14 protein-coding genes are annotated in these 23,692 nt (G+C 44.7%); all 14 read right to left on the bottom strand.

The genetic code is table 11. The features are described from left to right. Positions 1-8: 8 nt before the first annotated feature. On the bottom strand, positions 9-2,354 hold the full coding sequence (locus ACWXW9_RS15175; protein ID WP_494930071.1) for a copper amine oxidase N-terminal domain-containing protein: 2,346 nt from the start codon (positions 2,352-2,354) through the stop codon (positions 9-11). Between the two features lie 543 nt (positions 2,355-2,897). Further along, positions 2,898-4,244, bottom strand: a complete 1,347-nt coding sequence (locus tag ACWXW9_RS15170) for an efflux RND transporter periplasmic adaptor subunit (protein ID WP_494930070.1) — start codon at positions 4,242-4,244, stop codon at positions 2,898-2,900. A gap of 19 nt (positions 4,245-4,263) precedes the next feature. Continuing rightward, positions 4,264-7,401, bottom strand: coding sequence for an efflux RND transporter permease subunit (locus ACWXW9_RS15165; RefSeq protein ID WP_494930069.1), 3,138 nt, complete (start codon positions 7,399-7,401; stop codon positions 4,264-4,266). 354 nt (positions 7,402-7,755) lie between these two features. Then, positions 7,756-11,775: an S-layer homology domain-containing protein gene (locus ACWXW9_RS15160; RefSeq protein ID WP_494930068.1), complete on the bottom strand. Its 4,020-nt coding sequence runs from the start codon at positions 11,773-11,775 to the stop codon at positions 7,756-7,758. 193 nt (positions 11,776-11,968) lie between these two features. After that, the gene (locus tag ACWXW9_RS15155; protein WP_494930067.1) at positions 11,969-13,099 is read right to left on the bottom strand and encodes a glycosyltransferase family 4 protein; all 1,131 of its coding nucleotides are present in this window, start codon (positions 13,097-13,099) and stop codon (positions 11,969-11,971) included. Positions 13,100-13,234: 135 nt separating this feature from the next. Beyond that, positions 13,235-13,996, bottom strand: a complete 762-nt coding sequence (locus tag ACWXW9_RS15150) for a WecB/TagA/CpsF family glycosyltransferase (protein WP_134912175.1) — start codon at positions 13,994-13,996, stop codon at positions 13,235-13,237. Between the two features lie 8 nt (positions 13,997-14,004). Continuing rightward, positions 14,005-15,141: a polysaccharide pyruvyl transferase CsaB gene (csaB, locus tag ACWXW9_RS15145; protein ID WP_494930066.1), complete on the bottom strand. Its 1,137-nt coding sequence runs from the start codon at positions 15,139-15,141 to the stop codon at positions 14,005-14,007. Continuing rightward, positions 15,117-17,132: a DUF5693 family protein gene (locus ACWXW9_RS15140; protein WP_494930065.1), complete on the bottom strand. Its 2,016-nt coding sequence runs from the start codon at positions 17,130-17,132 to the stop codon at positions 15,117-15,119. The genes csaB and ACWXW9_RS15140 overlap by 25 nt, the downstream gene beginning before the upstream one ends. A 261-nt stretch (positions 17,133-17,393) precedes the next feature. Continuing rightward, positions 17,394-19,112: a phospho-sugar mutase gene (locus tag ACWXW9_RS15135; protein ID WP_494930064.1), complete on the bottom strand. Its 1,719-nt coding sequence runs from the start codon at positions 19,110-19,112 to the stop codon at positions 17,394-17,396. 94 nt (positions 19,113-19,206) lie between these two features. After that, positions 19,207-19,653: a 3-hydroxyacyl-ACP dehydratase FabZ gene (gene fabZ / locus ACWXW9_RS15130; RefSeq protein WP_494930063.1), complete on the bottom strand. Its 447-nt coding sequence runs from the start codon at positions 19,651-19,653 to the stop codon at positions 19,207-19,209. A gap of 904 nt (positions 19,654-20,557) precedes the next feature. Next, a complete protein-coding gene (locus ACWXW9_RS15125; RefSeq protein WP_494930062.1) occupies positions 20,558-20,770 on the bottom strand; it encodes a DNA-directed RNA polymerase subunit beta in 213 nt (70 codons plus the stop codon). Between the two features lie 10 nt (positions 20,771-20,780). Beyond that, on the bottom strand, positions 20,781-21,608 hold the full coding sequence (locus tag ACWXW9_RS15120) for a flagellar hook-basal body protein (RefSeq protein ID WP_494930061.1): 828 nt from the start codon (positions 21,606-21,608) through the stop codon (positions 20,781-20,783). A 13-nt stretch (positions 21,609-21,621) separates the two neighbouring features. After that, positions 21,622-22,506 carry a flagellar hook-basal body protein gene (locus ACWXW9_RS15115; RefSeq protein WP_494930060.1) on the bottom strand — a complete coding sequence of 295 codons (885 nt, stop codon included), beginning with the start codon at positions 22,504-22,506 and terminating at the stop codon, positions 21,622-21,624. A gap of 122 nt (positions 22,507-22,628) precedes the next feature. After that, a complete protein-coding gene (locus ACWXW9_RS15110; protein WP_044646231.1) occupies positions 22,629-23,627 on the bottom strand; it encodes a rod shape-determining protein in 999 nt (332 codons plus the stop codon). Positions 23,628-23,692: the final 65 nt, after the last annotated feature.

Genomic DNA, 23,692 nt, shown 5'->3' with positions numbered 1-23,692 from the left:
CTCTTAAATTAGTTGTTGTTTTCAACAGTTACTGTTTTCGCAGTTGCATCATAGTTGATGGATGCATCCAGCGCTCTGCTCACCCAGAAGATAGGCAGTACAGTACGGTTTTTGTTAGTTACAGCTTTAACGTCCATACGAACTACAGAACCGTTAATAGTCAACAGGTTAGTGTTCAGTTTGATTTGAGCAACGCGGTCACCTTTAATCAGGGTAACTGTGGAAGTTGCTTTGTCAAACAGGATGTTTTGTTGGGATACACCCAGAGCTTCAGCTGCATAACGTACTGGTAAGTAAGTGCGTCCGTTTTCAGCATAAGCAGCAACATCAGCTGTTTTAGATTCGCCGTTCACTGTGTAAGCAGTGCTTCCCAGTGTGAATACAGCTTTGGATTTAGTAGCACCTGGAGCTGGAGTTCCAACAGTTGCGATTGCTACTTCAGCAGCTGCAGTGTTGTTGTCTTTCCAGTTTTGAGTGTTGTCAGTTGCGCCTTTGTATGCAGTGTAAGAAACAGCGCTACCTTTCAGCTTAGCAACGATATCTCCTTGAGCTACAGTACGGTCAACAGTCAGCTTAGGAGCTGCGATTGTGATTGTACTTGGTGTAGCACTTTCGCTATCAATGTAGAAGCTCAGACGGCCTTTGTTGCTATCGCCGTAAGTATCAGTGGACACGCTCTTCACTTTAACGTCACCAGCTGTTACTTTAACTTCTGGAGTAGCAGCAAAGCGCACGCCTGTTGGCAATTCCAAGATTACTTCACGGCTGCCATCTTTCTTAACGAAAGCTTCTTTAGCTGCTTCAGTAATTGTGATGTCGCCAACTTGTTGGTCGCCCAGACCGATTGTCAGGGTTGGTTTGGAAGCAGCAGCCAGAGTAACTGCTTGTTTCACAGTTGCAACCTTAACAGTACCACTCAGACCTTGGCTACCAGCAACATCAACGTTCAGATCGCCGGAGAAACCTGGTTGTGTAGCAACTTCAACGTTTTTCAGTTTCAAAGTACCAGGATCATTAGAGCTGTTAGGATTTGTGAAAGTCAGTCTCAAAGTACGCTTGTCGGAGTCTGTGTAAGATACTTCAGCTCCACCCAAACCGTTAGTGTTTTCGAAAGATCCAGTAAAGTTGCTTCCTGGGCTGTTGCTTTCGAAAGTAGACTGCCAACGAGCACCTTCAGGCAAACGCAATGTTACAGTACGGTTTTTAACAAAAGATCCTGCAACACTTTCTTTAATTACGATATCACCAATCTTTTGCTCGTCGTGACCAGCAAGAATGGTTGTTGGAGTAGCTACAGATACACCACCACCGATTTGACCATAGTTACCTACTACAAGGGAACTAACGTCAGTAGTTGTGTTACCAGAGATATTAGCTGTAACATCGCCTTCTTTAGCATTTGTCTCATCGTCAACGTAGAAGTTCAAAGGCAAGTTGAAAGTTGTTTCTTTACCACTTACTTTGCTCAAAGACAAAGTCAAAGTGTCACCGTCTACTTTAGAAACCACATCACCAGATGCGATGTCACCAAAGAGGATTGTAGCTGCTCCTGAAGCGTTCCATTTGAAACCACTAGGCAACTTCAATTTGATGTTATTGTTAGCCAAAGAACCTGCTGTTTGTTCTTTCACTTTCAATGTCGCAGTAAATTTATCTGTATTGGAAACTGTATCTGCAACAGACAAGGATACTTGACCAGAAGATACTACGTTAGCAATTGTTACTTCACCGCTAGTCAAACCACTTGCGGAAGCAGCATCAATTGTTGCTTTTACAGGGCCATTACTTGGTCCAGTCACATTAATTTTACCAAAATTCAGGTAAATATCGGAACCATCTTTAGAATCGTTATAAGCGCTATCGAATGTTACTTTTGCAGAATTATCAGTCAGCTTTTCAACTTTAATTGGCTCTGCTGGGTATGGAGTTTCTGCTTTAGTTTTGTTATCCCCAGCATCAAGATTAACACCCAAACCATAAGTTGCATCAGAAGCGGATGTAGTAACATGTGGAGCTGTAGCAAAGTTGAAGCCTTTAGGCAATGTTACTGTAAAAGAAGCACCTTGAGCTAAGGAAGCTTGGCTAATAGAAATTCTTGCTCTACCGAGAGAAATAGGCTCAGTAGTTGCACCGGAACCGATTGACGGAGTGTTCAGAGATGTATAGCTAGAAGCTGCATGAACTGCAGTTGGTGCAGTCAGTGCTGCGATTGGAGCTGCAACACCAGCAACCAATGTTGCTGTTGCCAGCACGTTGATCATTTTTTTATTAAACTTTGTCATAACCTTTTTTTCTCCTCCTTGAATATAACCAGAAATATTATTTTTGTCTTTTTGTCGGATCTTGTCACTCATCAGTCGTTACACCTCCTTTCCGAGCTTTATGAGAACCCTTATAAAATGATATCTGTGACAATATCACAGAAGCTTGGAATCTAGTTGAAAGAAAGCGTCCATTTATGACGTACTCCAGTATTATACAATGTGATAACAATGTCGTAAAGAATTTTTTTAGCGAATTATGTCTTTACGCTTTTGTACCCCTTTGTTTCATACTCACCCAATTAGACGTAGCATGGGTTCAAAAAGTTGCGTCCGTTTCAAAAAAAAATTTTATTTTTTTTTGAATATGTATTCCGCTTCCCACAGTCATAATTATACTATTGAACCTGTTCCTCCGTCATCCTACAACTTTTACCTTCTAAGCCTTAAATGTACAAGGATTATTTCCGTACATTTAAGTCAGTCTTTAATGGAGTATATTCGTTAAGAATTACCCATAGAATATATAAAGTACATAAAGACTATAGATTCCCTTGAAATCTAATACTCTAATACACTTTAAGTAGTAGGAATGACGGAGTAACAGTGATTTACTGTAAATATAGCCGAGACAAATTACTTCACTACATTAATCTTCGCGCCATCCGTAAGCAGACTAACTCCCTTAACGACAACATTTTGTCCTTCAGCAAGCCCCTTGGTTACCTCAACCTGTTTGGCACTTTCCTGGCCTGTCTGCACCTCTACCCGCTTAGCCACTGTTCCTTCCACTACATAAGCATACTTTTTCCCTGCCTGCTCCGTAATGGCATCCTGCGATACCAAAATGTTTTTAGGAGCTTCTGATTTCATGTATACAGTCACAACCATCCCTGATTTTAATTCACCTGAACCATTAGGAACCGAAATCTCGACAGGATATGCCTTGAGATCATTATCCATTACCGGATTGACGGCCGATACTCTGGCCTCAATTCGCTTATCTAAGGAGTCCACACCTACAGTCACAGATGAACCCACCTGCAACTTAAGAAGCTCAGACTCAGAAACGTTGACTTTAGCAATAATAGGATTGGTATTCGCTATTGTAGCAACTGCTGATTGTGCACTAACCATTTGCCCCTGGGTTCCTGTTACTACCGATATCGTGCCGGAAATTGGAGCTTTGACTACAGCATCCACCAGTTGACTACGTGCTGTGTCTAAACTAGACTTAGCCTGATTCACAGAAGCTCGTGCTACGTCAATACCCGTTTTCTGTTGAGCAAGACGTAATGATTTCTGAGCATTATTATATGTTGTTTGCGCACTTTCCCTGGATGTTTGTGCATTGTGAAGTGTAATCTGTGCATTCTCCACCGCAGTTAAAGCCCTTCTATGCGCTATTTGAGACTGCTCTAACTCGGATTGAGATAGAGCGCCCGCACTAAACAACTGTTGGTTGCGATTGAGCGTATTTTGAGCATCACGTACGGAACTCTGGGCATCGACCAAACTGGTCTGAGCTTGGGTAATGGTATTGTCTTGCTGTACAAGCGCACTTTTAGCTTGATCCACACTGGACTCTGCCTGCTGCACAGATTGTGCTGCGCCAGACTCTGCCTGCTTTAAATTTGCCAGGGCAACCTGGTACGACTCCTGGGATTGCTTAATCGAGTCCCGCAAGTCCTTTTGGTCTATAGTAAACAATGTGTCGCCCTTATTTACTTTTTGCCCCACTGTAAGGTTAATACTTTGAATTTTACCACTTATTTTCGGAGACACCTGAGCCGTCTCTTTGGGAGCAAAGCTTCCAATAATACCCGTTGAATCCTTGATACTACCTTTCGTCACTTTTGCCACTTGGACCGGAATGGCTTGCTGCGCCGTAGTTGGTGCGGCAGGGGCCTCCCCCCCACCGCAACCTGCTAATGCAACTGATAAAAGCAAAGTTGTAGCAATCAGAGCACTTTTTTTATTCATTATGTTTCTCCACCTCACCTTATATATGAACACCTTTTTGTAATTTCGCTTCTTTTTTCAATTCTCTCTTCGCTTGTCTTTTCAATTTCCGATTCTTACGTTTTTGTATCATATTATCCATCATGACGTAGACTACCGGAATAAGAATCAATGTAATAACAGCAGCGAAGGACAATCCGAACACAACGACAACTGCCATAGGTGCTTGTGTTTCATTGCCACTGCCTGTTGCGAATGCCATTGGAAGCAAAGCAAGTACAGTAGCCAGCGTGGTCATTAAAATTGGACGCAACCGCTCAGCCGCTCCATGAATAATAGCTTCATCCCGATCTTGGCCTTCTTTTCGGAGCTGAATTATAAAGTCAATCATAACAATGGCATTGTTGACGACCAAACCGACGAGCATGATATAACCCGTCAAAGCTGAAACGCTGAGACTCGCCCCGGTTACAGCTAAACCGATAAGCACACCAATTACCGTAGGTGGAACCGAAAACATAATAACAAACGGTGTAAGCAACGATTCGAACTGTCCTGCCATAACCATATAAATCAGCACGACTGATAGCAAAATAGCTACCGCTAAGTTCATGAAAGACTCCATCATTTGTTCATTTTGTCCGCCACCCGTATCTGCACTATAGCCTTCTGGGAAGTGAGTACTCTTCAAAAGAGCATCTATTTTTTGATTAATGGTAAGAATGTCCCCCGTCCCATCAATATCAGCAGTAATCTGCACTTGACGCGTTTGGTCTTCACGAGTAACAGTATCGGGTACAGTCCGTTTATCAATACTTACTACTGAAGACAAAGGTACATCGATGCCTTGTGAAGTGGTAATCCGCAAGGCTTGTAGATATGACAGATCATGACGATTCTGCTCTGGCAACGATATCTTCACATCAATCTGATCCTCACCTGTACGATAGCTTGTAGCGACGGATCCATTAAAAGAAGTATTCACAGCAGATAAGATTTGGGTCGCTGATAAGCCATATCGACTAGCAAGCTCCCGATTAACGGTAATCTCATATTCTTCGCGAACCGCACTCAAGCTACTTTTGACATTAACGGTACCCGGTATGTTTTTCACGTCAGCAACGAGATTGTCTGAAAGTTCTCTCAGTACGTCAATATCGTCACCTTTTAGATTAATGTTAACAGCCGCTCCACTCGAAAGGCCTGTTGCAGACGTCAGTGTAATCTCTGCATCCGGAATACTATCAAATTTCTTACGAAGGCCATCAACTACAACATCTGTTGCCTGATGCCCATCCTTCAGCGTTACGCTTAGATCTGCCGAGTTGGTTGGAGCTGCACCAGAAAAGGCAGAATTGCCACCAGAACCAACAGTCACTGTCATTTTATCCAGATCAGGAACTTTCAAAATTTCTTTTTCTATATCTTGAACAACCTTTTCAGTTTCTTCCAAGACCGTTCCATTAGGAAGTTTCACGTTAACTGTGAATTCCCCAGTATCGGATTCCGGGATAAATTCAGTCTTAACCAAAGGAACCAGAGTCCCTGCTGCCACAAACATTAATAATGTAATAATTAAAACAGATTTTCTATGGTTAATTCCCCACTGCAGTAAATGTCGATAGCCACCCTTAAACTTCTCGAAGCCAATATTAAACCATACAATAGGGTTTATACCTTTATAAGTACCTGAAGAGTATATTGATTCATCCGGTATGGTAGGTAACCAACGTGAGCCGAGCATTGGAACAATCAGAAGAGAAACCACCAAAGCTGCAATGTGAGAAAAAATAACAGTTAATGCCAGCGGTTTAAATAAAACTCCCGCAATTCCATCAACAAAAACAACTGGTAAAAATACTACGATCTGCGCAAGTGCAGACGCCATAACGGCATTACCCACCTGCTTGGAGCCATCAATAGCCCCTTGTAGCATGCTCTTCCCTTCATGTCGCTGCCTAAAAATATTCTCAATAATAACAACCGCAAAGTCGACAAAGGATCCTAATCCCAGAAGTAAACCACTCAGTGAAATAACATTAATAGTTTGTCCGGTGAAATACATCATCATAAACGTTGCTACGAAAGAAATTGGAATAACGATAGAAGCAATAATAGTAGACCGTATACTATTCAAAAATAACAGCAATACAATGGCTGCGATAATAAGCCCCAATATAGCATGCTCTATTAATGAGTGTACGGAGTCGCTAATGGGTTTGGAAGCATCTGTTACCATCTCCAGTTGAGTTCCCGGAGGTAATTCCTTCCGTATTGAATCTAAACTATCCTTCACAGAATTGGCGATTGAAAGGGTATTTCCCCCTGTAGCTTTAGTAACAGAAATATTGATACTTGGCTTTCCATTATAGGTAGAAATGGTTGTAACTTCATCCAAGGAATCTTCAACTGTCGCAATGTCCTTTAGCTTAACGCTTCCCTTCCCTACCGGAATTGGCGTTTCACCCATTTCTGAAACAGCTTTGTATTCACCTTGAACCCGCAGTTGGATTTCTGTATTACCTCGGTACACCGAACCAGCAGAACCAGCTACGTTATTAGACGATAGCGCTTGGCTGATTTGATCCAGCGTAATGCCATAGCTTTGTAGCTTGGCCTGATCTACGGTAATCTTCACAAGCCGTTCTTGCCCACCTGACATGCTGACTGAAGCTACTCCCGAAATTCTTTCAAGACGCGGCTCAATGATATCTTCCGCAATAGGCTTCAGCTTGTTAATATCCTGGTCCCCTGTAAGAGAGAGCGTAATAACCGGCGTTGCGTTGAGATCCAATTTAAGTACGCGCGGTGAATTTGCCGCCTTTGGAAGAGAGCCTCGAACCCCATCAATTTTATCTCGCATGTCGAGGGTTGCCTGATTTATATCTATTCCCCAATTAAATTGAATTATGACCATAGATGATCCTTCTGAAGACTCGGACTGGATCGTATCCACATTCTCAATAGAAGCCAGACTCTTTTCAATAGGTTTGGTCACCAATTCCTCAACTTCTGTCGGTGTCGAGTTTGGAATACTGGTCGCTACCACAGCAATAGGCAGCTTCATATCCGGCATCTGCTCGACAGGAAGCCTTAACGCAAAAATACCGCCCCCGATTAACAAAGCAATAATTAACATAAATACTGTTACAGGACGGCGTATTGAAAACTGAGACATCTCATCACTCCCCACTCATTTCTCTATGTAATATTTAAGCACACTAATCCTCTACTACGATGAAATAGGCGTAAAGTTTCAGATAAATGCACAAAAAAAACATATAAAAAAATAATAAACACATTTTGAGATAAACACTTAAAAAAAAGCATTTAAATTACAGGTTCTCATTGGGATTACAGAACAAAAAAACGGCGTGATCCTCACCTGTAATTTTCTGCTCATTGCTATTATGGCATAGGCCCTTAATCCCAGTCAAATAGCTGATTTCTAAAAAACATCCCTCTCATGTATATGAAAGGGAATTCCAATTTCACATGGAGGGATGTTCGATAAATTCAGTTTTTTAAGGATCTAGATTTTAGGAAGTAGCTTTTTATCAGCCATAACTTTAGCTACAATAATGGCTGCATCACCACGCAAGGTCAGGGATGTAGGATTAAACATATATCCTTTTTTGGGATCGCTGGCATCAACAGGTGAACCTGTGATAAAGCCCTTCTTGGCAATAGCCAACACAGATGCTTGCGCATAGTAATCAATCTTGTCCGCATCTTTAAAGGTTTTAGACAGATTCTTCATGATCTTGTCATGATCTGTTTCCAGCTTCAAATTCAATGCTTTGGCAATGATGACCGCAGCATCTTGACGTGTGATGACATCTTCCGGCATAAAGATTCTCGGTTGCGAACCCTTTACAATACCAGCACGTGCAGCCGTTTCGATATAGCGATAATCATAAAGGGCATCTGCTGATATCGCATTTGAAACTGACACATCATCAAAATGCTTCGCACCACTGTAGTTAAGTGGAATTTGTAAGCCTTTGACCATCATCGTAGTAAATTCGCCTCTTTTAATGTAGCTGTCAGGTCCAAAGCTGTTAATTGGATCAATCGGATTCATGACACCCTTAGCCAAAATGGCCTCGATATAGTCTCTCGCGTATTTGTGTTTAATAACATCACTATACGTTTCTCCAACCTTGGCAACTACATAGTAGCCAAAACGATCAAACGGTACTTTAATGGTATGTTTCTTCGGATCTACAACACCGCCAATGTTCTGCCAGTCTTTGAGATCAGAATCAAAATAGAACACCGTCATTTGTTTCCCTGCATCCTGAGCGATACTGCTATCATACGTCAGTGTTAATGTAGCACGCTTGGAAGGTACCAGTTCATTAGATGGATCGCGCCAGTAGAAGTTTTTGATCTTGCTACTGTCGTTTTGTGACTTATTGGCCAGTTGGTATGGATCAGCACCGTTAGTTACAGGATCATACTCATCTGTTTTGATATCATCTGCTACACCTGGGTCAATCCAGAATACAGGACTTGATTTGGTATAACGATCTGGAAAATCTCTATTAAAATATTTACTTCCATCTGCGATCAAGCTCTGCATGTCCGATAATGCCTTTTCAGTTTCAAACTCATGTCGATCCACGACACCATCTTCGCTGTTCGCTATCGCAAAATACAAAGTGTGTCCGGAGAAAACCTGGTTTTTGAATTGTTGAGGCTGATCATAATCTCGACGAATCAGGCTCGTCCCCTTGGCAAAAGCAAGGGTAAGATTACCATCAAACACTTTGTGCGATGTCTTCATGGCTTCCATAAACTGCTCGCCAGGAATATTAGTAGGCACATATTTTACGGTAATGGTTTGTTTTTGTTTGTCCTTACCTACCGTAACCACTACATCAATTTTATTGTCTTTATTAGGTTTCAGCCCTGTAACGATGGCTTTGTATGTTGAAGGATAATCAATGGTGCCATCATAGTCAGAGTCAAATCCCTCTTGAACGGCTGTTTCCTTACCCACCATAACACTATCTGCATTACCTGCGTTCACTACGACTTGCACAAAGTTTTGATTCACGATTCTCTTTTCAGGGAGTGGACGCAAAATATCAAAAGATGTGGATTGGCCGGATACTTGCAATCGGAACGTTGCAAATGGTCCGCTTTTACCACTGTTGTACAAGGTAATATTGTAGGCTACTGCTGTTCCATCTTGTGGAATCGTTTGGTTTTTCAGTACAAAGCTGAAATACTTCTTATCCGGATGATAATAAACCAGCAGATCCTTTAAATCTTTGCTGTTGAATTTATCCGTAGTAGAACCGGAATTGTACACTGTCTTGGCATCTTCGGCTGAGTAGAACTGATTATTCAGAGTCCAGTTGACCTCACTGCCGTCAGATCCTTTAATCTCCAGAATATATTGGTCTTTATTGGTGATGTCGCTTAACGCACTCGGTACCTGGTTTGCAGTTCCCAAATCAGCAATGCTAAAGGTACCAAAAACATTGATGTTTTTCAGGGATGTAGTGTAATTCGTGTCATCCACTTTTTTGAAATTAGCATCTTTGGATTTTGGTGCAATTTCGCTGTATTTCGGCGCACTGCTTAGTCCGCTAACTGGAGTAAACGGAATAATACCTTGCGTGTTTGCAACAGGAATTACCGGTATATTCGTTTGTGTAAAGTTTACTTTTACTGTATTGGCGTACTCAATACCCGGTTTGTATACAAACTTGATTTCATTATTCCCATTCGCCAGTGCATTAGCTGCCGCATCCTCGGAGGATGAAGCGAGCTTAAAGTCCACTCCTGTGCCATCCAGATCAACCAATACATTGTTTACATACAGGAATACATTTCGGTTACTGCCTGTGTAATGAATATCTGATGCATTACTTACGTCGAGCAATTTACCTTTAAAGTAGCCCAATTGGGTTAATTTATAGGTATTCAAGTTTGCACTAGATGTATTCAACGGAATTTGTTGTCCGTCATAAATTGTATCGTATTTCATGAATGGACCCTGCAACAGATTCACTGTCACTTTGATCAATTTGGTCGAGTCTCCATTCAGGTAAAAATTCAGTACGTTTGTGCCCTCTTTAGGCAGGGAGTCAATGTAAGCAACAATTTTCTTCACCTGTGTTGACTTACCATTAATCGTCCTAACCACATCTTGAGGTGAACCTACCGTGTGTACAGTTACGCCGGAAAGCTCACTAATCGAAGTTGGAGCCCCGTTAACAACGATAAATTCCAAACCTACAGGAACAGACGGTGCATCTGTGGTTTTATTTTTCATAGAATTACCAGATAATTTTTGGGCTTCTGCTATAGCTGCCGTTTGATCTGATCCAGACCCATTGATTCTGTTCAACAATTGAACATTAAAATCGGAAAGGTAATTAACATCATCAATGTAAGGTTGTGTGCTGCTGCGCAATGTAAATTGCACAGGATATGCTGCTGGAGGTGTACTACTATCATCAAAAGTTAACCCCAGAAACGCTCCAGTTACATGATCAATGACAGCATCAGTAGGTACATTCACCTGAAATGGATACACTCTATAGCCATTTGAAGTTGTCACATTAGCCGTATCAATCGTAGCATCTACACCGCTGGTACTACCAACAGCGCTACCGTTGTTGCTTACATCAATAAACCGTGCATTAATGGTAGCCACCTTCGGATCGGAAGCCCCCCCTGGGACTAACACTTTACCTTTTAAAACAATTCCGCTGGTGTCTGCCACCGTAAAGTCTGGTGAAGTGCTCAGATCCGTAGACACGTTGCCATCCTTATTCAAATTCAAATCAGAAAATTCAGGTTTTCCTGTATAAATTGTAATTTCACGTGTAACCGTAAGGGCCTGAGTGCCATTACCTACTTTGATAGTCACTACGTTTTTACCAGGGCTGAGTACGACACTACCTGTTAATTTATAGCTTGTGTAGCTATTAACAGTATATGTGTTACTACTTTTTGCAGACGTTAGCGTTACATTGTCAGCGTTGGGCGCTGTACCTTGAATAACTACTTTGACGTCATCCGTACCACTATTCTTTGCATCAGTCAAAACAGTTGTTTGGTTCTCAATCAATTGCTCTGTTTCGCCATTTAACGTTGCAGACAAATCGTAGAGCTTGGGTCCGTCCTGATACTCAATATAAATAGAATCCTTCATATCAGCCGAATTTTGGCTGCTTTGGAACGTAATTCGGTTCAAACCAGGAAAGAGTTTAATGTCTGTAATTTTAAGCGTGGAACCGGCGACCGTAATTCCGCCCTTTTGGCTCTCATTTTTATTAACCTCGGTGTAGTTCGTTCCATTTTTGGAGAGCTGGAATACACTATAGGAAATGGTGCTTCCGTTCACTCCATTAATCGTACCATTAACTGTAACACGGTCGGTGTTCACCACTCTGGCCGAATCCGCATCATATTTTTCATTTGGAAAAATAAAATAAGTTCCCGTCGCAGCATGAGCCGTACCTACCAGGGCCGCCGGCACCAAGCCAATGATGAGACCAACCGTCAGCAACATGGATAGCAATCGTTTCAAATCATTGTCCTCCTTTGATTCTGTCGCACCTTGGGGCACGTAATCATTCAATACTTTTTTTATCGGTAGCGAACATACAAAAAATTAGTAAATACGCAAAAAAGGAGGGAGTTTTTTTCATAACGAAGAACAAAAAAGCCCTCAAACCCGCGGTATACCGCCAAGCTTGAAGACTTACTTTTAAAATAAAAAATTATAATTTCGACCGAGTCTGGGAATCTGGCTTAGCCAGCAACCGAATCAGGGTGTTAATCACCGGACGTTTGGTTTTGCCGATAAGACCGATAACCTCGGCGCCGATCTGTAAGAAGAACATCATGATACATATCACGACAAAGGTAACCCAGTTCGCTTCATTAAGCGCAGCAGACGATTGGATAACGGCTAATATGCCAAAGAATGCGGCTATGCCGTAAATAATCAATACGGTCTGTCTGTGGCTAAAGCCCAATTCACGCAGGCAGTGATGTAAATGACCTTTATCTGGTGAGAAAATCGGTTTTTTCTGCAACTTGCGACGAATGATTGCAAAGAATGTATCTGACAAAGGCACGGCGATTATAATCAATGGTGTAATAAACGATACAATTGCAATCTGTTTGAATCCGAGCATCGACAGCATCGCCAGACAGAAGCCCAAAAATAGAGATCCTGTATCACCCATAAATATTTTCGCAGGATGAAAGTTAAAAAACAGAAATCCGATAATGCTTCCCAGTAACACCAAGCAAAGCATAGCAACCATATAGTTGCCCATCAGAAGAGACATTACAAAAATCGTTCCGATTGCAATTCCTGAAACACCAGCAGCCAGTCCATCCAGACCATCAATCAAATTGATGGCATTCGTTACACCTACAATCCAGAAAATTGTAAGCGGGATGGAGATCCAGCTTTCCAAAGAAGAATATGCATCCTGAAAAGGCACGTTCACAAAATCAACACGAATATCAAAAGCAAATACGACCATACACGCAACGGCAATTTGAGCCAAAAATTTCAATTTTGCATTAAGATCAAAACGATCATCGAGGGCACCAATCAATGTAATCAACGTTCCGCCAATTAGAAAGGCTGCGATAAAGTTAATATCCCTTGAGGACAGCATTCCTTCAGGCACAAAAGGTAAAATCGCCAATAAGGACAAAAGAAATGCCAGGAAAATCCCCAGACCGCCAAGACGCGGCATAATTCGGGTATGTACCTTTCGGGCATTCGGCACATCGACGGCTCCAACCTTCACAGCAAATTTTTTGACAAGCGGTGTCAATAACAACGCAAGTCCCAGTGCCATGATGAAACCAATAATATAGATCAATAACATTTGATCATTCGACCCCCAATTTTAAAGCAATCCTTTTCAGATGTAACCGCATTGAATTATACTCTCATCGAAAATAAATACCAAGCTTCATATTCTGGCAATTAGCGGGTTTTGAAGGCAGATTCAAGCTATTTATCACACTTTTGTGACGTTTTCTTTTTCACGCATCACTTTCACGGCGAATTTCGGCAACGCAAGCATTCTTTTGTACCGACTTGGCTCTTTCAATAGCCTGTACAACCACTCAGCTCTGAGCTTCTGGAACAATTTAGGCGCGCGTTTGGCTTTACCGGATATAACATCGAAGCTACCGCCCACTCCCATCATTACGGGAACACCCAATTGTTCTTTATATTTACCAATCCAGGGCTCCTGCGTGTCCGCTCCACGTGCTACAAACAGCAAGTCAGGATTTGCTTCACGAATAGCTGCAATCACTGCTTCATCCTCTTCCGGTCCGAAAAATCCATCACGCTTGCCGCAAACCGTAATACCGGGATAAAGCTCATGTACCCGCTGGGCTGTCGCTTGAATCACCTCGGATGTCGATCCGAGCAAATAAACTTTCCAATGATAGTTTTCTCCAGCTCCAAGCAATTCATGTAACAAGTCAAAACCTGCCACTCGTTCTGGTACTGGATGTCCTACATAATTTGCGGCCCAGACCACGCCGGTCCCATCCGGGACGACGAGCTCCGCCTGCTTCATCACGGACATGTACACTGGATTATCCAATGCAGCCATAACCATAATCGGATTAGCAGTAATCACCTGATGCGGACGGCGAGACTCTATCGCCTGGATCAATACATTTAATGTATCTTCCATATTAAGCCTTGATACCGGAACACCGAAAATCGGGACGGTAGGCACATTCGTAACCTTATCGACTGTCACTGTATCCATCATCCTTTGCGACACAAGTAATTAATGATATGCTGTGCCGGCAAACGGGCCTCGCTCTTCAACAAAGCAATTGCCGCTCCCTGGCTCTCGATCCATTGGCTCCGCTGATCCAGCAATCGTATAGCCTCATCAGCCAGCTTTTGACCATTCAGCGCTTCTGTGGTGCCTACAGGCTGGCTACCGACGCGGCCGAGGAAATGGTCAATTTTCGGATCATAGGATATCCCCAACGGGGGCACCTGATGGGATGCTGCATAAATCAGACTGTGCAATCTCATCCCGACCATCAAACTACAACGACTGACTTCCAGCAACATCTGCTGAGGATCGGTAACCTGCTCACATATACTAACACGGCTGCCCGTTTCCCTAATATCCCCTAACAAATCCATTACCATCCTTGAAGCCTGCTCATCGTCTGGCAGATGGAAAGGAAAAAAGCGCAAATGTACACGGCGCCCAGCAGCTAATTTCTTCAAACCATCCGCAATCGCCGTTAATTCACGACGTTCCTTGTCCCAGTAACGTACGGACACACCAACGATCGGAAGTTCATTTTCCCCTTCGACAGCCGCTCCTTGCAAACCTTCGGAATTGGAGGGCAATGGAAGCCCCATTACTGGATCGGGAACGACCTCAACAACAGGACGTTTTAATTTCATGGTGCCCAGTAGCGCCGCAGACTGTTCATCTCTTACAGATACATATTCGCAACGCTGAAACACCGACCGGATCATAGGATAAAATATCTTCCGTTGCACCGGGCCGATACCTTGAGCATACACAAACGTCGGCTTTCCGGCCCATTGGGCCAGTTTGAGAATCGCTAGGTAATAAGGAATGCTTTTGGGACTGGTTGCATCCTGAAGCAAACTTCCGCCACCGCTGATTAACCCGTCACTGTTTTTAATCGCTCTCTGAACTTCTCCCAGACTCATACGCGGTACGGCTTCTACTCCGTACATCTTCTGTGTCCAATCGGGGTCCGAAGACAGTACAACAGGTTTAACCGTAATCCCCGCCTGACGGCTTTCCTCCTCTAATGCTGTCAAAATCGACTTGAGCACTGCCTCGTCTCCACTATTGTGAAAGCCGTAATAACCCGAGATTATTATCGTTTGAGCTGTGGTGACCATTTCTTCCAACATCCTTCCAGCACTTGCCACACGACAATTGCGATAATTCCCAGAATCAGACCCAATCCCAATCCTAACAGCCCACGACTAAACGAGAGTGCGGCTGGAGAATGAATATGAGCAAAGGTATCGACCATAGAGGCCTGACCAATAGCAGCGATAATCAGCAAATAGATCGCTTTGCGATATTTCAACGCCAGAAACGCACCAGCAATAAACAGTGGATGTGCCATCAAGAATTCCTTATTACGCGGACGTACACCAAATGCATTCTCAAGGAAATTCCGGAAAACCAGCTCTGTGTTCGATACAGTACCCGCATTTCCGGTACGGCTCAAATAGTATACTCCTGCGGCTCCGATCACAGCCAGTACGATAATCCACAGTACGGTAATCGGTGTGCGCAGCAGTTTTGAAATTTCTTCGCGTATAGAAACGCCACGATAAAAGAAAATATATATCGCCGCCAAAAAAATCGGCAAAATGTGAAGCAAGCTTACGCCTCTAAATTGGTTCAGCACAAGACTGTACGCAATACTGTTCAACAGTGCAATAACAAACGGTACAGCAGCCAAGGACAAGACTGCAGTCTGAACGTACAGTACAAGTGTTTGAACGAGACGATGACCTACTGAAAGCTCAGGCTCCTGTTCACGTTTGATTCTAATCGTACGCACAGCAATGACCATTGCAACCGTGGGTCCGCTAATCGCTGCGAGCAGTGCCAGGCCCTGCTCCATCAAGCTGGAGTTCAGGACGTAAAGACCTGCTGAGCCAACCAGTCCCAATCCAAAGGCTAACAAGGTCAATGCCGGGACAAAATACGACACCATAATGGAGAAGAAAGCCAGTACCCCCAGAACAACGACCAGTTTTAGGTAACGTTGGTAGGATGAATCAACCACTTTAAACGGTTCAGCCTGTCCAAGCTCAAATCCCTTTTTCTCCATCCGTTGAACTGCATTGCCGGGTTTGTCCAAACTATGGATCAAGTTGTCTACAGAATCCTTCACTTTGGCCTCAGCCACACTGCGGGTCGGAGCTGTATTAAGATACAGCATGCGAATGTTGCGGTCCTTGGTCGCCAATGCAAAACGATCAGCCAACGTCTCCACATCAAGCGTTGAATCTTTGTCGCTCAGTGAGTACAGGCGCACAACGTTATATTTTATATCGTAAGCCAGCTTGTTGAAGCCTGCCTGCGGTTTTTTCAGGTTTTCAATAGCGGCCAGACCGATATTGTATTTGTTAAGCAATTCAGCAAATGCCGCCAAGCTGTGCTTTTTCTCATTATCTGTAAAACCTTTAACAGAATCTCCTTCAAACAAAATGCGTTTTACGCCATTCTCCTGAAAGGAGGCCAACGTCTCTTCCGTCAATTCCTGATTGTAAGGAAGGCTGTCGCTCATCCGTGGAACGATAAAAAATCCTTTATTCCGAAGCTGTTTCATAGCAATCGGATCAGGCTGCATGGGCTTGAGATACGCATCCTCTGGAGAAGTTTCTACAATGAGCCCTTCATGGCCCTGATAAGTCCATGGTTTGACGTTAATGTCCAAGCTGGTAAAAGTACGTTCAATTAACGGCTTCAAAGCCGCAGCGTTTTCCTGATCAGTGAAAACAACGTACGTAAAATTCTCGTTTACGGGTGATACCCGTTTTTCCATATCAGCAATGTTCTGAGTCGTATAGGTCACAACATGGCCTGCTTTACGGAAATCATCCAGTGTGCTTTCATACATTGCCATACTGTTCACACCGGCCTGCTTTAAGCGATCGAGCTGCTCATTCAGATAATCCTGCGGGTGAGCCTGATACGAAGCTGCCTCCGTCAAATCCCGATAGTCGAATACGATCTCTACTTTTTTACTTGATGATTCTGTCTTCACACGATCGGCAATTACAGGTATGGAAGCCAGCAAGCCAAGTGCAACCAGAATCCATAACCATTTTCGAGAAGCCGTATTCCAATACTGCCATTTCTGATACACCAAAGAACCTCCTTAATATTCGGGATTTTGCAAAATTCAATGCTGCCCACCTTGCCCTTGCTCAGTCCTTGGTAGGCCACTCATTGGATTTTGCAAAATCCTCCGTTGCCGGAATAAGCTTATTTTCCCAAAGCCTCTTCCAGATTATTCTGCAACACAGAAATGACCCCCACGGCGTACTGCCCTTTGCCGTGAGAGGTCACCGATTTCTTAATTCGTATCCAATTACCTTAATCCTATTCTATTATAAATGGATTTGTCTCAAGCGTCTACGCGTGCCATAACAGCCTCCACCAGACGGCTGATTCTTTGCTCGGCATCTGCCAGTGAGGCACCGCGTACCGCAAAGTACACTTTAATTTTAGGCTCAGTACCGGAAGGACGCAAGCAGAACCACGAGCCGTCTTCCAGTAAGAATTTAAGCACATTCTCTTGTGGAAGTCCGTCCAAACCCTGTGAGTAATCCAGCACTTTTTCCACCTTCACACCTGCAATTTCCAGAGGCGGAGTAGTGCGCCAATCCGTCATTTTGCCCTGAATCTGCGCCACTCCATCCTTGCCCTTGAGCGTGCGGGACTCCAGCTTCTCCAGGAAGTAACCAAACTGCTCGTACAGCTCCTGTAAAACATCATACAGCGTCTTGCCTTGGGTGCTGTAATAAGCAGCTGCTTCAGCGATCAGCATAGCCGCCAAGACCGCATCCTTGTCACGGGCATAATTGCCTGCCAGGTAGCCGTAGCTTTCCTCATAGCCAAACAGGTAGGTATAATCACCCGTTTGGTCGAACTGATTCATTTTCTCACCAATGTACTTAAAGCCCGTAAGCGTGTTGAATACCGTTGCTCCAAAATGCTCAGCAATCACTGCGCCCATTTCACTCGTTACGATGGTTTTAATGACAGCTCCATTATTTGGAAGCTTACCCGTTTCTTTTAGCTGGTTCAACAAGTAGTAGACCATGATCGCGCCAGACTGATTACCGGACAATACCACATACTCGCCGTCACGGTTTTTCACAACTGCTCCCATGCGATCCGCATCAGGGTCTGTACCGATCAACAGGTCCGCACCAATTTTTTCACCCAGTGCAATAGCCAGCTTGAAGGCATCACGTTCTTCCGGGTTGGGTGATTTGACAGTAGAAAATTCAGCATCCGGCTGTTCTTGCTCAGGCACAATATGTACCTGCTCAAAACCGATTTTCTCCAATACGCGACGAATCGGTACGTTGCCTGAGCCATGGAGAGGTGTAAACACAACCTTGAAGTTTTTGCCTGGTCCGGCTGCAATCAGCTCACGATTAACACTCACACTGGCTACCGTATCCACAAACGCTTCATCTTCTTGCTCTCCGAGCCAAACCAGCAGGCCCTGGGCCTCTGCTTCTTCACGTGTCAGACGGTGAATATCAGCAAAAGAAGGAACCTCATGGATATAACCAATCACCTGCTCAGCCTGATCAGGAACAAGCTGACCGCCTTCATCGTTGTATACCTTGTATCCATTATATTCAGGAGGATTATGGCTTGCTGTTACAACAATCCCACCACTGGCTTTCAAATGACGTACGCTGAAAGAAAGCTGTGGCGTTGGTCGCAAGGAAGGGAACAGCTTGGCAACGATGCCGTTGCCTGCCAGTACCAAAGCCGCATCCAAAGCAAACTCTGGCGAGAAATGACGCGAGTCATGCGCGATTACAACCGAAGGCTTCCCTTCTTTCCCCGCATGCTGCTCCAAAATATAACGAGCCAGTCCCTGAGTCGCACGTCCAATGACGTAACGATTCATCCGGTTGCTTCCCGCCCCGATCACTCCGCGCAGACCACCTGTGCCGAATTCAAGCTCTTTGTAAAAGCGATCCTCCAACTCCTGCTCGTTGCCTTCCAATGCGCGCAACTCCTGTTTGGTTTCTTCATCAATATAAGGGTCTTGCAGCCAGCTTTCAATGCTTTCCAGTGCTTTTTTACTCAACTGCGTCATGCCAATTTCCCCTCTCCATTTTTGGTTGGTCAACAGGATTTCTATGTACACATGCACTCGGTTCAGACGTCGTGCTTATGTCTCTAGAGCTTACTTATTGAGCAGGGTCAGACAAGGCAAACATAATTTCGCCCTCGGCTACTACCGTCTCGCCTACTTTGGCTGTAGCTTTCCCTTTACCAAATGAGCCTTTGGAACGGGTAATCTCCACTTCAAGCGTCAGCGTATCCCCAGGAACCACCTGTCCACGGAAACGGAAGCCATCCAGCCCTGCCAAGAAACCAATTTTGCCGCGATTGCTTTCCAGATGCAGCAGTGCGAATGCCCCTACCTGAGCCAAAGCTTCGGTAATCAGCACACCCGGCATCACGGGATAACCCGGAAAATGTCCAATGAAATGAGGCTCACTCATCGTGACATTCTTAATACCTACTGCTCTTTTCCCTTCCTCCAGCTCAATAATGCGGTCCACCAACAAAAACGGCGGCCGATGCGGGATAATCTCCTGAATTTGATTAACATCCAATTGCAATTTGTCCATTTAATTTAATAACTCCTCCCGCTTGCAGGGTTCAGGCCCTTAACAAAATAGAGCCGCTGCAAGCATAATATTACCCCGCCTGCGCTGCATAAAAACAGCTCAAATCGGTAACAATGTTAGATATCCTTCACCTACTGCAGAAGTGAAGGTTGAGATAAGGGGCTTTTTCCGCCGGTTATGCAACCAGAGGCGCGAAGAGGCCCTTTTGCCCGTGCTTAGTCTTACCCCGCAGTGTTTAAACTTCCCCATCATTATACAGTTATCAGATGTAAAAAGAAAATTACGCGGAAGTACCATATTGGGTGCTCCTATTATGGGGTGAAGCAGAGCTTCAATTTGAGTCAAGGGGGAGAGGGCTATGGGGATTGATCATTCTTCCGATCGCTGTTAACCCCGGATTTTTTCATTGTACAGGAGATTTAAAGGGTAAAATCCGGGGTTAAAGGCGAACGCTGACGCTTCTTCAGAACGATTCCATCCCCTCCGCCAAGTTACTTTTGGCTCAAAAATAAAGCCTCGCTTCATTAATACTCGCTTGGCGTGAAGGGCGAAACAACACCGAAGGCCCCTGCGATGGCCTTCATTGGCCCTCCAACGCCGTGCTGCGTTGGGCCAGTTACGTTTGGGCATAACAAAACCCTGCGCCGCTGGCACAGGGTTTTGTTGTTTTTATATACTACCCACACAAATTGCGGGTTGATTTACCTTAACAAGAGTAGGGTCGATGGCGGGTAGCCAGCGGAGCGAAGGATTTGAATCTGGAGAAGCGTCAGCGTTCGCCTTTGCAACGGGATTTTCACATCTGAATAACTTATAAAATAAGAAAATCCCGTTGCAACAGCGATCGTAAGATCAAATCATTTGCGGAGCAACCTTCTCCCCGCCCCACTCTTTTAAAGTAAACTCAAGGCGCAAATATAAGGTCAATGACGTGCTGCCAGGTTTTCCATTCAAATACGCCTGCCAGTCCTTGCTTGCCTACGATCACATATCCTGCAATCAAACCACCCAACAGCGAGAATAGGAGCAGCAATGGGATTATGAAATAACGGGCGGTACGCCAGCGGGACTTCGCCTTTTCAGGCACCGGACGGGAATTGGGTTGTTCTTCCTTCATCACCAAATCCCTATGCCCTCAGATTGTTAGCCAGATTCAACATTGTATCGCTAGAAGTCAGCGCCCGTGCTGCCAATTGATACATTCGCTGAACTTGCATCATGTCCGTCATTTCACCCGCTAAATCCACATTAGACTGTTCCAAATAGCCGGAACGTACAGATACGTCCGCTGGAACAGCGCCCGCTACACCTGCTGCACCAAATACATTCGCTTCTGTCACACCATATGCTAACACGAACAGGTTATCGTCCCGCTGTTCCAATCCTTCTGGACGTTGCACATCCATCAGTTTGATCCGCTGACCAACTATGGGATTTCCCGTTCCGTCCGGGCGAATGAGCAATTCACCGTCCGGGTTAATCGCTACCTTGGAGCCCGACGGAGCAGTTACAGGAACATCATTGTTATCCAGCACTTGATAGCCTTCAGCAGTTGTCAGCAACATCGTTTTGCCGTCATTCGGATCTGGAACAAAATGAAAGCTGCCGTCACGTGTCCAAGCCTTCTGTCCATTTCCCTGAACTTCGAACATGGCATTGCCCTGGATCGCCAGATCTGTAGGAAGCCCCGTCTCTTTAAGCGGTCCCTGCTCCATATTTTTCATAGCCGAAGCTAATTTCACACCGTAGCCCAAATTATAGCCGAGCGGCATAGCCCGTCCATTTTGGAGATACGTCGAAGGCTGCTGCTGCACATTAGCCAGCACATCTTCAAAAGAACCCTGTTTACTCTTATAACCAACCGTATTGACATTGGCGATATTATCGGCAATCAAATCCAAGCGCTGCTGCACACTGGCCATAGACACCATTGCGCCGATCATGGAGTTGTTCATCACTTACCCCCTGTTATACACGGCCTACTTCATTCACGGCCTTGTCCAAGCTTTTATCATAAAATTGAATGACCTTCTGATTCGCTTCATACGCTCTTAACGCAGCCATCATATCCACCATCGACTGCGAAGCGTCCACATTGGATACTTCCAGATAGCCTTGACGAACAGATACCACATCATTCGCAGTCATCGTTCTGGCCGTAGCACCGTCCGTATCATTCAGACGAAAATTCCCGTTACCTTCACGAACGAGCTGGTATGGACGGTCAATGACACTGATTCCAAGCGTCGTTCCCAACGTCTGATTAGAGGCTTTGTCCACCAATTCGCCCTGCTCATTTACTTTAAGCGCTGAAACAGCCCCCGTCAATCGAATCGGGTTGCCATTCGTATCCAGCACTGCTGAACCAGTTGACGAGAGCAACGCTCCCGTTCCATTTACCTGAAAATGCCCATCACGTGTATAGCGTACATTACCATTGCTGTCCCGAACCGTAAAAAATGCTTCCGGACGATAGGTGACTTCACCGTTAGCATTGATGAATTTCCCCGCCTGATCAAAAGCCATGGGCTGACCGGTTGCCGGGTCGTTCACGTTAATATTGGACTGTATTGCGAAATCCGTAGCTTGTCCGCTATCCTTTAATGCCCCCTGAATGTAAGGGGAGAGGCTTTCCTCAGCAAAAACGCCAGTATTGAGCTTGCCGACCGTACGGTCCGGGTTATTTGGATTGCCCCCGGTCATCGAAATAAGCATTTCGGGAAAAGAACGCTGAACACTATTTTCCTGCTTGTATCCCGGTGTGTTCATATTGGCAATATTTTGCGTCACGGTGTCATGGCGTCGTTGTTGCGTTGTCATTCCGGCGGCGGCAGTATATAAACCTCTCAACATGTATCGTGCACCCCAATCCTGTACTCTCCTGGTCAAACATCTGCTCGTACGGAGGCATGGAAGCCAAAACCTAGATAGCCTGCCTGACCGTATACGAGTCTCTTATAATCACTATCGGCAGATTAGAACTTTTTCTTAACGACATGATCCAAATTATCCAGCATAATTCCTGTGCCCTTGACGACACAATGCATCGGATCTTCAGCAACAAGTACCGGAACACGCAGTTCCTCGGCAAGCAACTCGTCCAAACCGCTTAGCAACGCGCCGCCGCCAGTCAAAATAACACCACGATCAATGATGTCTGCTGACAGTTCCGGTGGGGTCTGCTCCAATACAAACTTGGCCGCAGCCACAATCGCTGATACAGGGTCTCTGAGCGCATCCTGAACTTCAGCCGCAGAAATACTTAACGTTTTAGGCAATCCGGATACCATATCCCGCCCCCGGATGTCCATTTCTGCCTGTCGTCCGCTCGGATGCACGGTACCGATGGCGATTTTAATATCTTCCGCCGTACGTTCCCCGATCAAAAGCTTGTACTTTGTTTTCACATATTTCATGATGGCGGAATCAAACTTGTCTCCTGCCATTTTAATGGAAGAAGCCGTTACTACATCCCCCATAGAGAGGACCGCAACGTCTGTTGTTCCACCACCAATATCCACCACCATATTGCCACTAGGCTCAAAAATATCCATTCCTGCCCCGATGGCAGCTGCTTTTGGCTCTTCCTCCAAAAATACTTCTTTGGCCCCGCTACGCTCCGCCGCTTCACGAATCGCTTTTTGTTCCACTGAGGTAATGTTCGTCGGCGCACAAATCAGAATACGAGGGTGGCTATACCAGCTTTTTCCCCCTACCCGATTGATAAAATATTTTAGCATCGCTTCGGTCACTTCAAAATCGGCGATGACACCGTCGCGTAGTGGACGGATGGCTATGATATTACCAGGAGTACGTCCAACCATACGGCGCGCTTCCTCTCCGACAGCCAGAACTCTTTTTGTATCGCTTTCTATTGCAACAACGGAAGGTTCGTCAAGAACAACCCCCTTCCCTTTGACGTGGATAAGCACGTTGGCCGTACCGAGGTCGATACCGATATCATTACTGAACATATTAAGAAGGCCCCCAAAGTGATATTTTAAAAAGCTGAGATTCGACAAGAAGCGGCAAATATATG

Source organism: Paenibacillus sp. LT-B23, assembly GCF_059417685.1.
This window is presented reverse-complemented; position numbering and strand designations above follow the sequence as displayed.

Excerpts from the sequence above, each read along its gene's own strand:
- ACWXW9_RS15115 (WP_494930060.1), bottom strand. The coding sequence starts at position 22,506 with ATGTTGAGAGGTTTATATACTGCCGCCGCCGGAATGACAACGCAACAA.
- ACWXW9_RS15135 (WP_494930064.1), bottom strand. The coding sequence starts at position 19,112 with ATGACGCAGTTGAGTAAAAAAGCACTGGAAAGCATTGAAAGCTGGCTG.
- csaB (WP_494930066.1), bottom strand. The coding sequence starts at position 15,141 with ATGGTCACCACAGCTCAAACGATAATAATCTCGGGTTATTACGGCTTT.
- ACWXW9_RS15125 (WP_494930062.1), bottom strand. The coding sequence starts at position 20,770 with ATGAAGGAAGAACAACCCAATTCCCGTCCGGTGCCTGAAAAGGCGAAG.
- ACWXW9_RS15110 (WP_044646231.1), bottom strand. The coding sequence starts at position 23,627 with ATGTTCAGTAATGATATCGGTATCGACCTCGGTACGGCCAACGTGCTT.
- ACWXW9_RS15155 (WP_494930067.1), bottom strand. The coding sequence starts at position 13,099 with ATGTTATTGATCTATATTATTGGTTTCATCATGGCACTGGGACTTGCG.
- ACWXW9_RS15165 (WP_494930069.1), bottom strand. The coding sequence starts at position 7,401 with ATGTCTCAGTTTTCAATACGCCGTCCTGTAACAGTATTTATGTTAATT.
- fabZ (WP_494930063.1), bottom strand. The coding sequence starts at position 19,653 with ATGGACAAATTGCAATTGGATGTTAATCAAATTCAGGAGATTATCCCG.
- ACWXW9_RS15175 (WP_494930071.1), bottom strand. The coding sequence starts at position 2,354 with ATGAGTGACAAGATCCGACAAAAAGACAAAAATAATATTTCTGGTTAT.
- ACWXW9_RS15120 (WP_494930061.1), bottom strand. The coding sequence starts at position 21,608 with ATGAACAACTCCATGATCGGCGCAATGGTGTCTATGGCCAGTGTGCAG.
- ACWXW9_RS15170 (WP_494930070.1), bottom strand. The coding sequence starts at position 4,244 with ATGAATAAAAAAAGTGCTCTGATTGCTACAACTTTGCTTTTATCAGTT.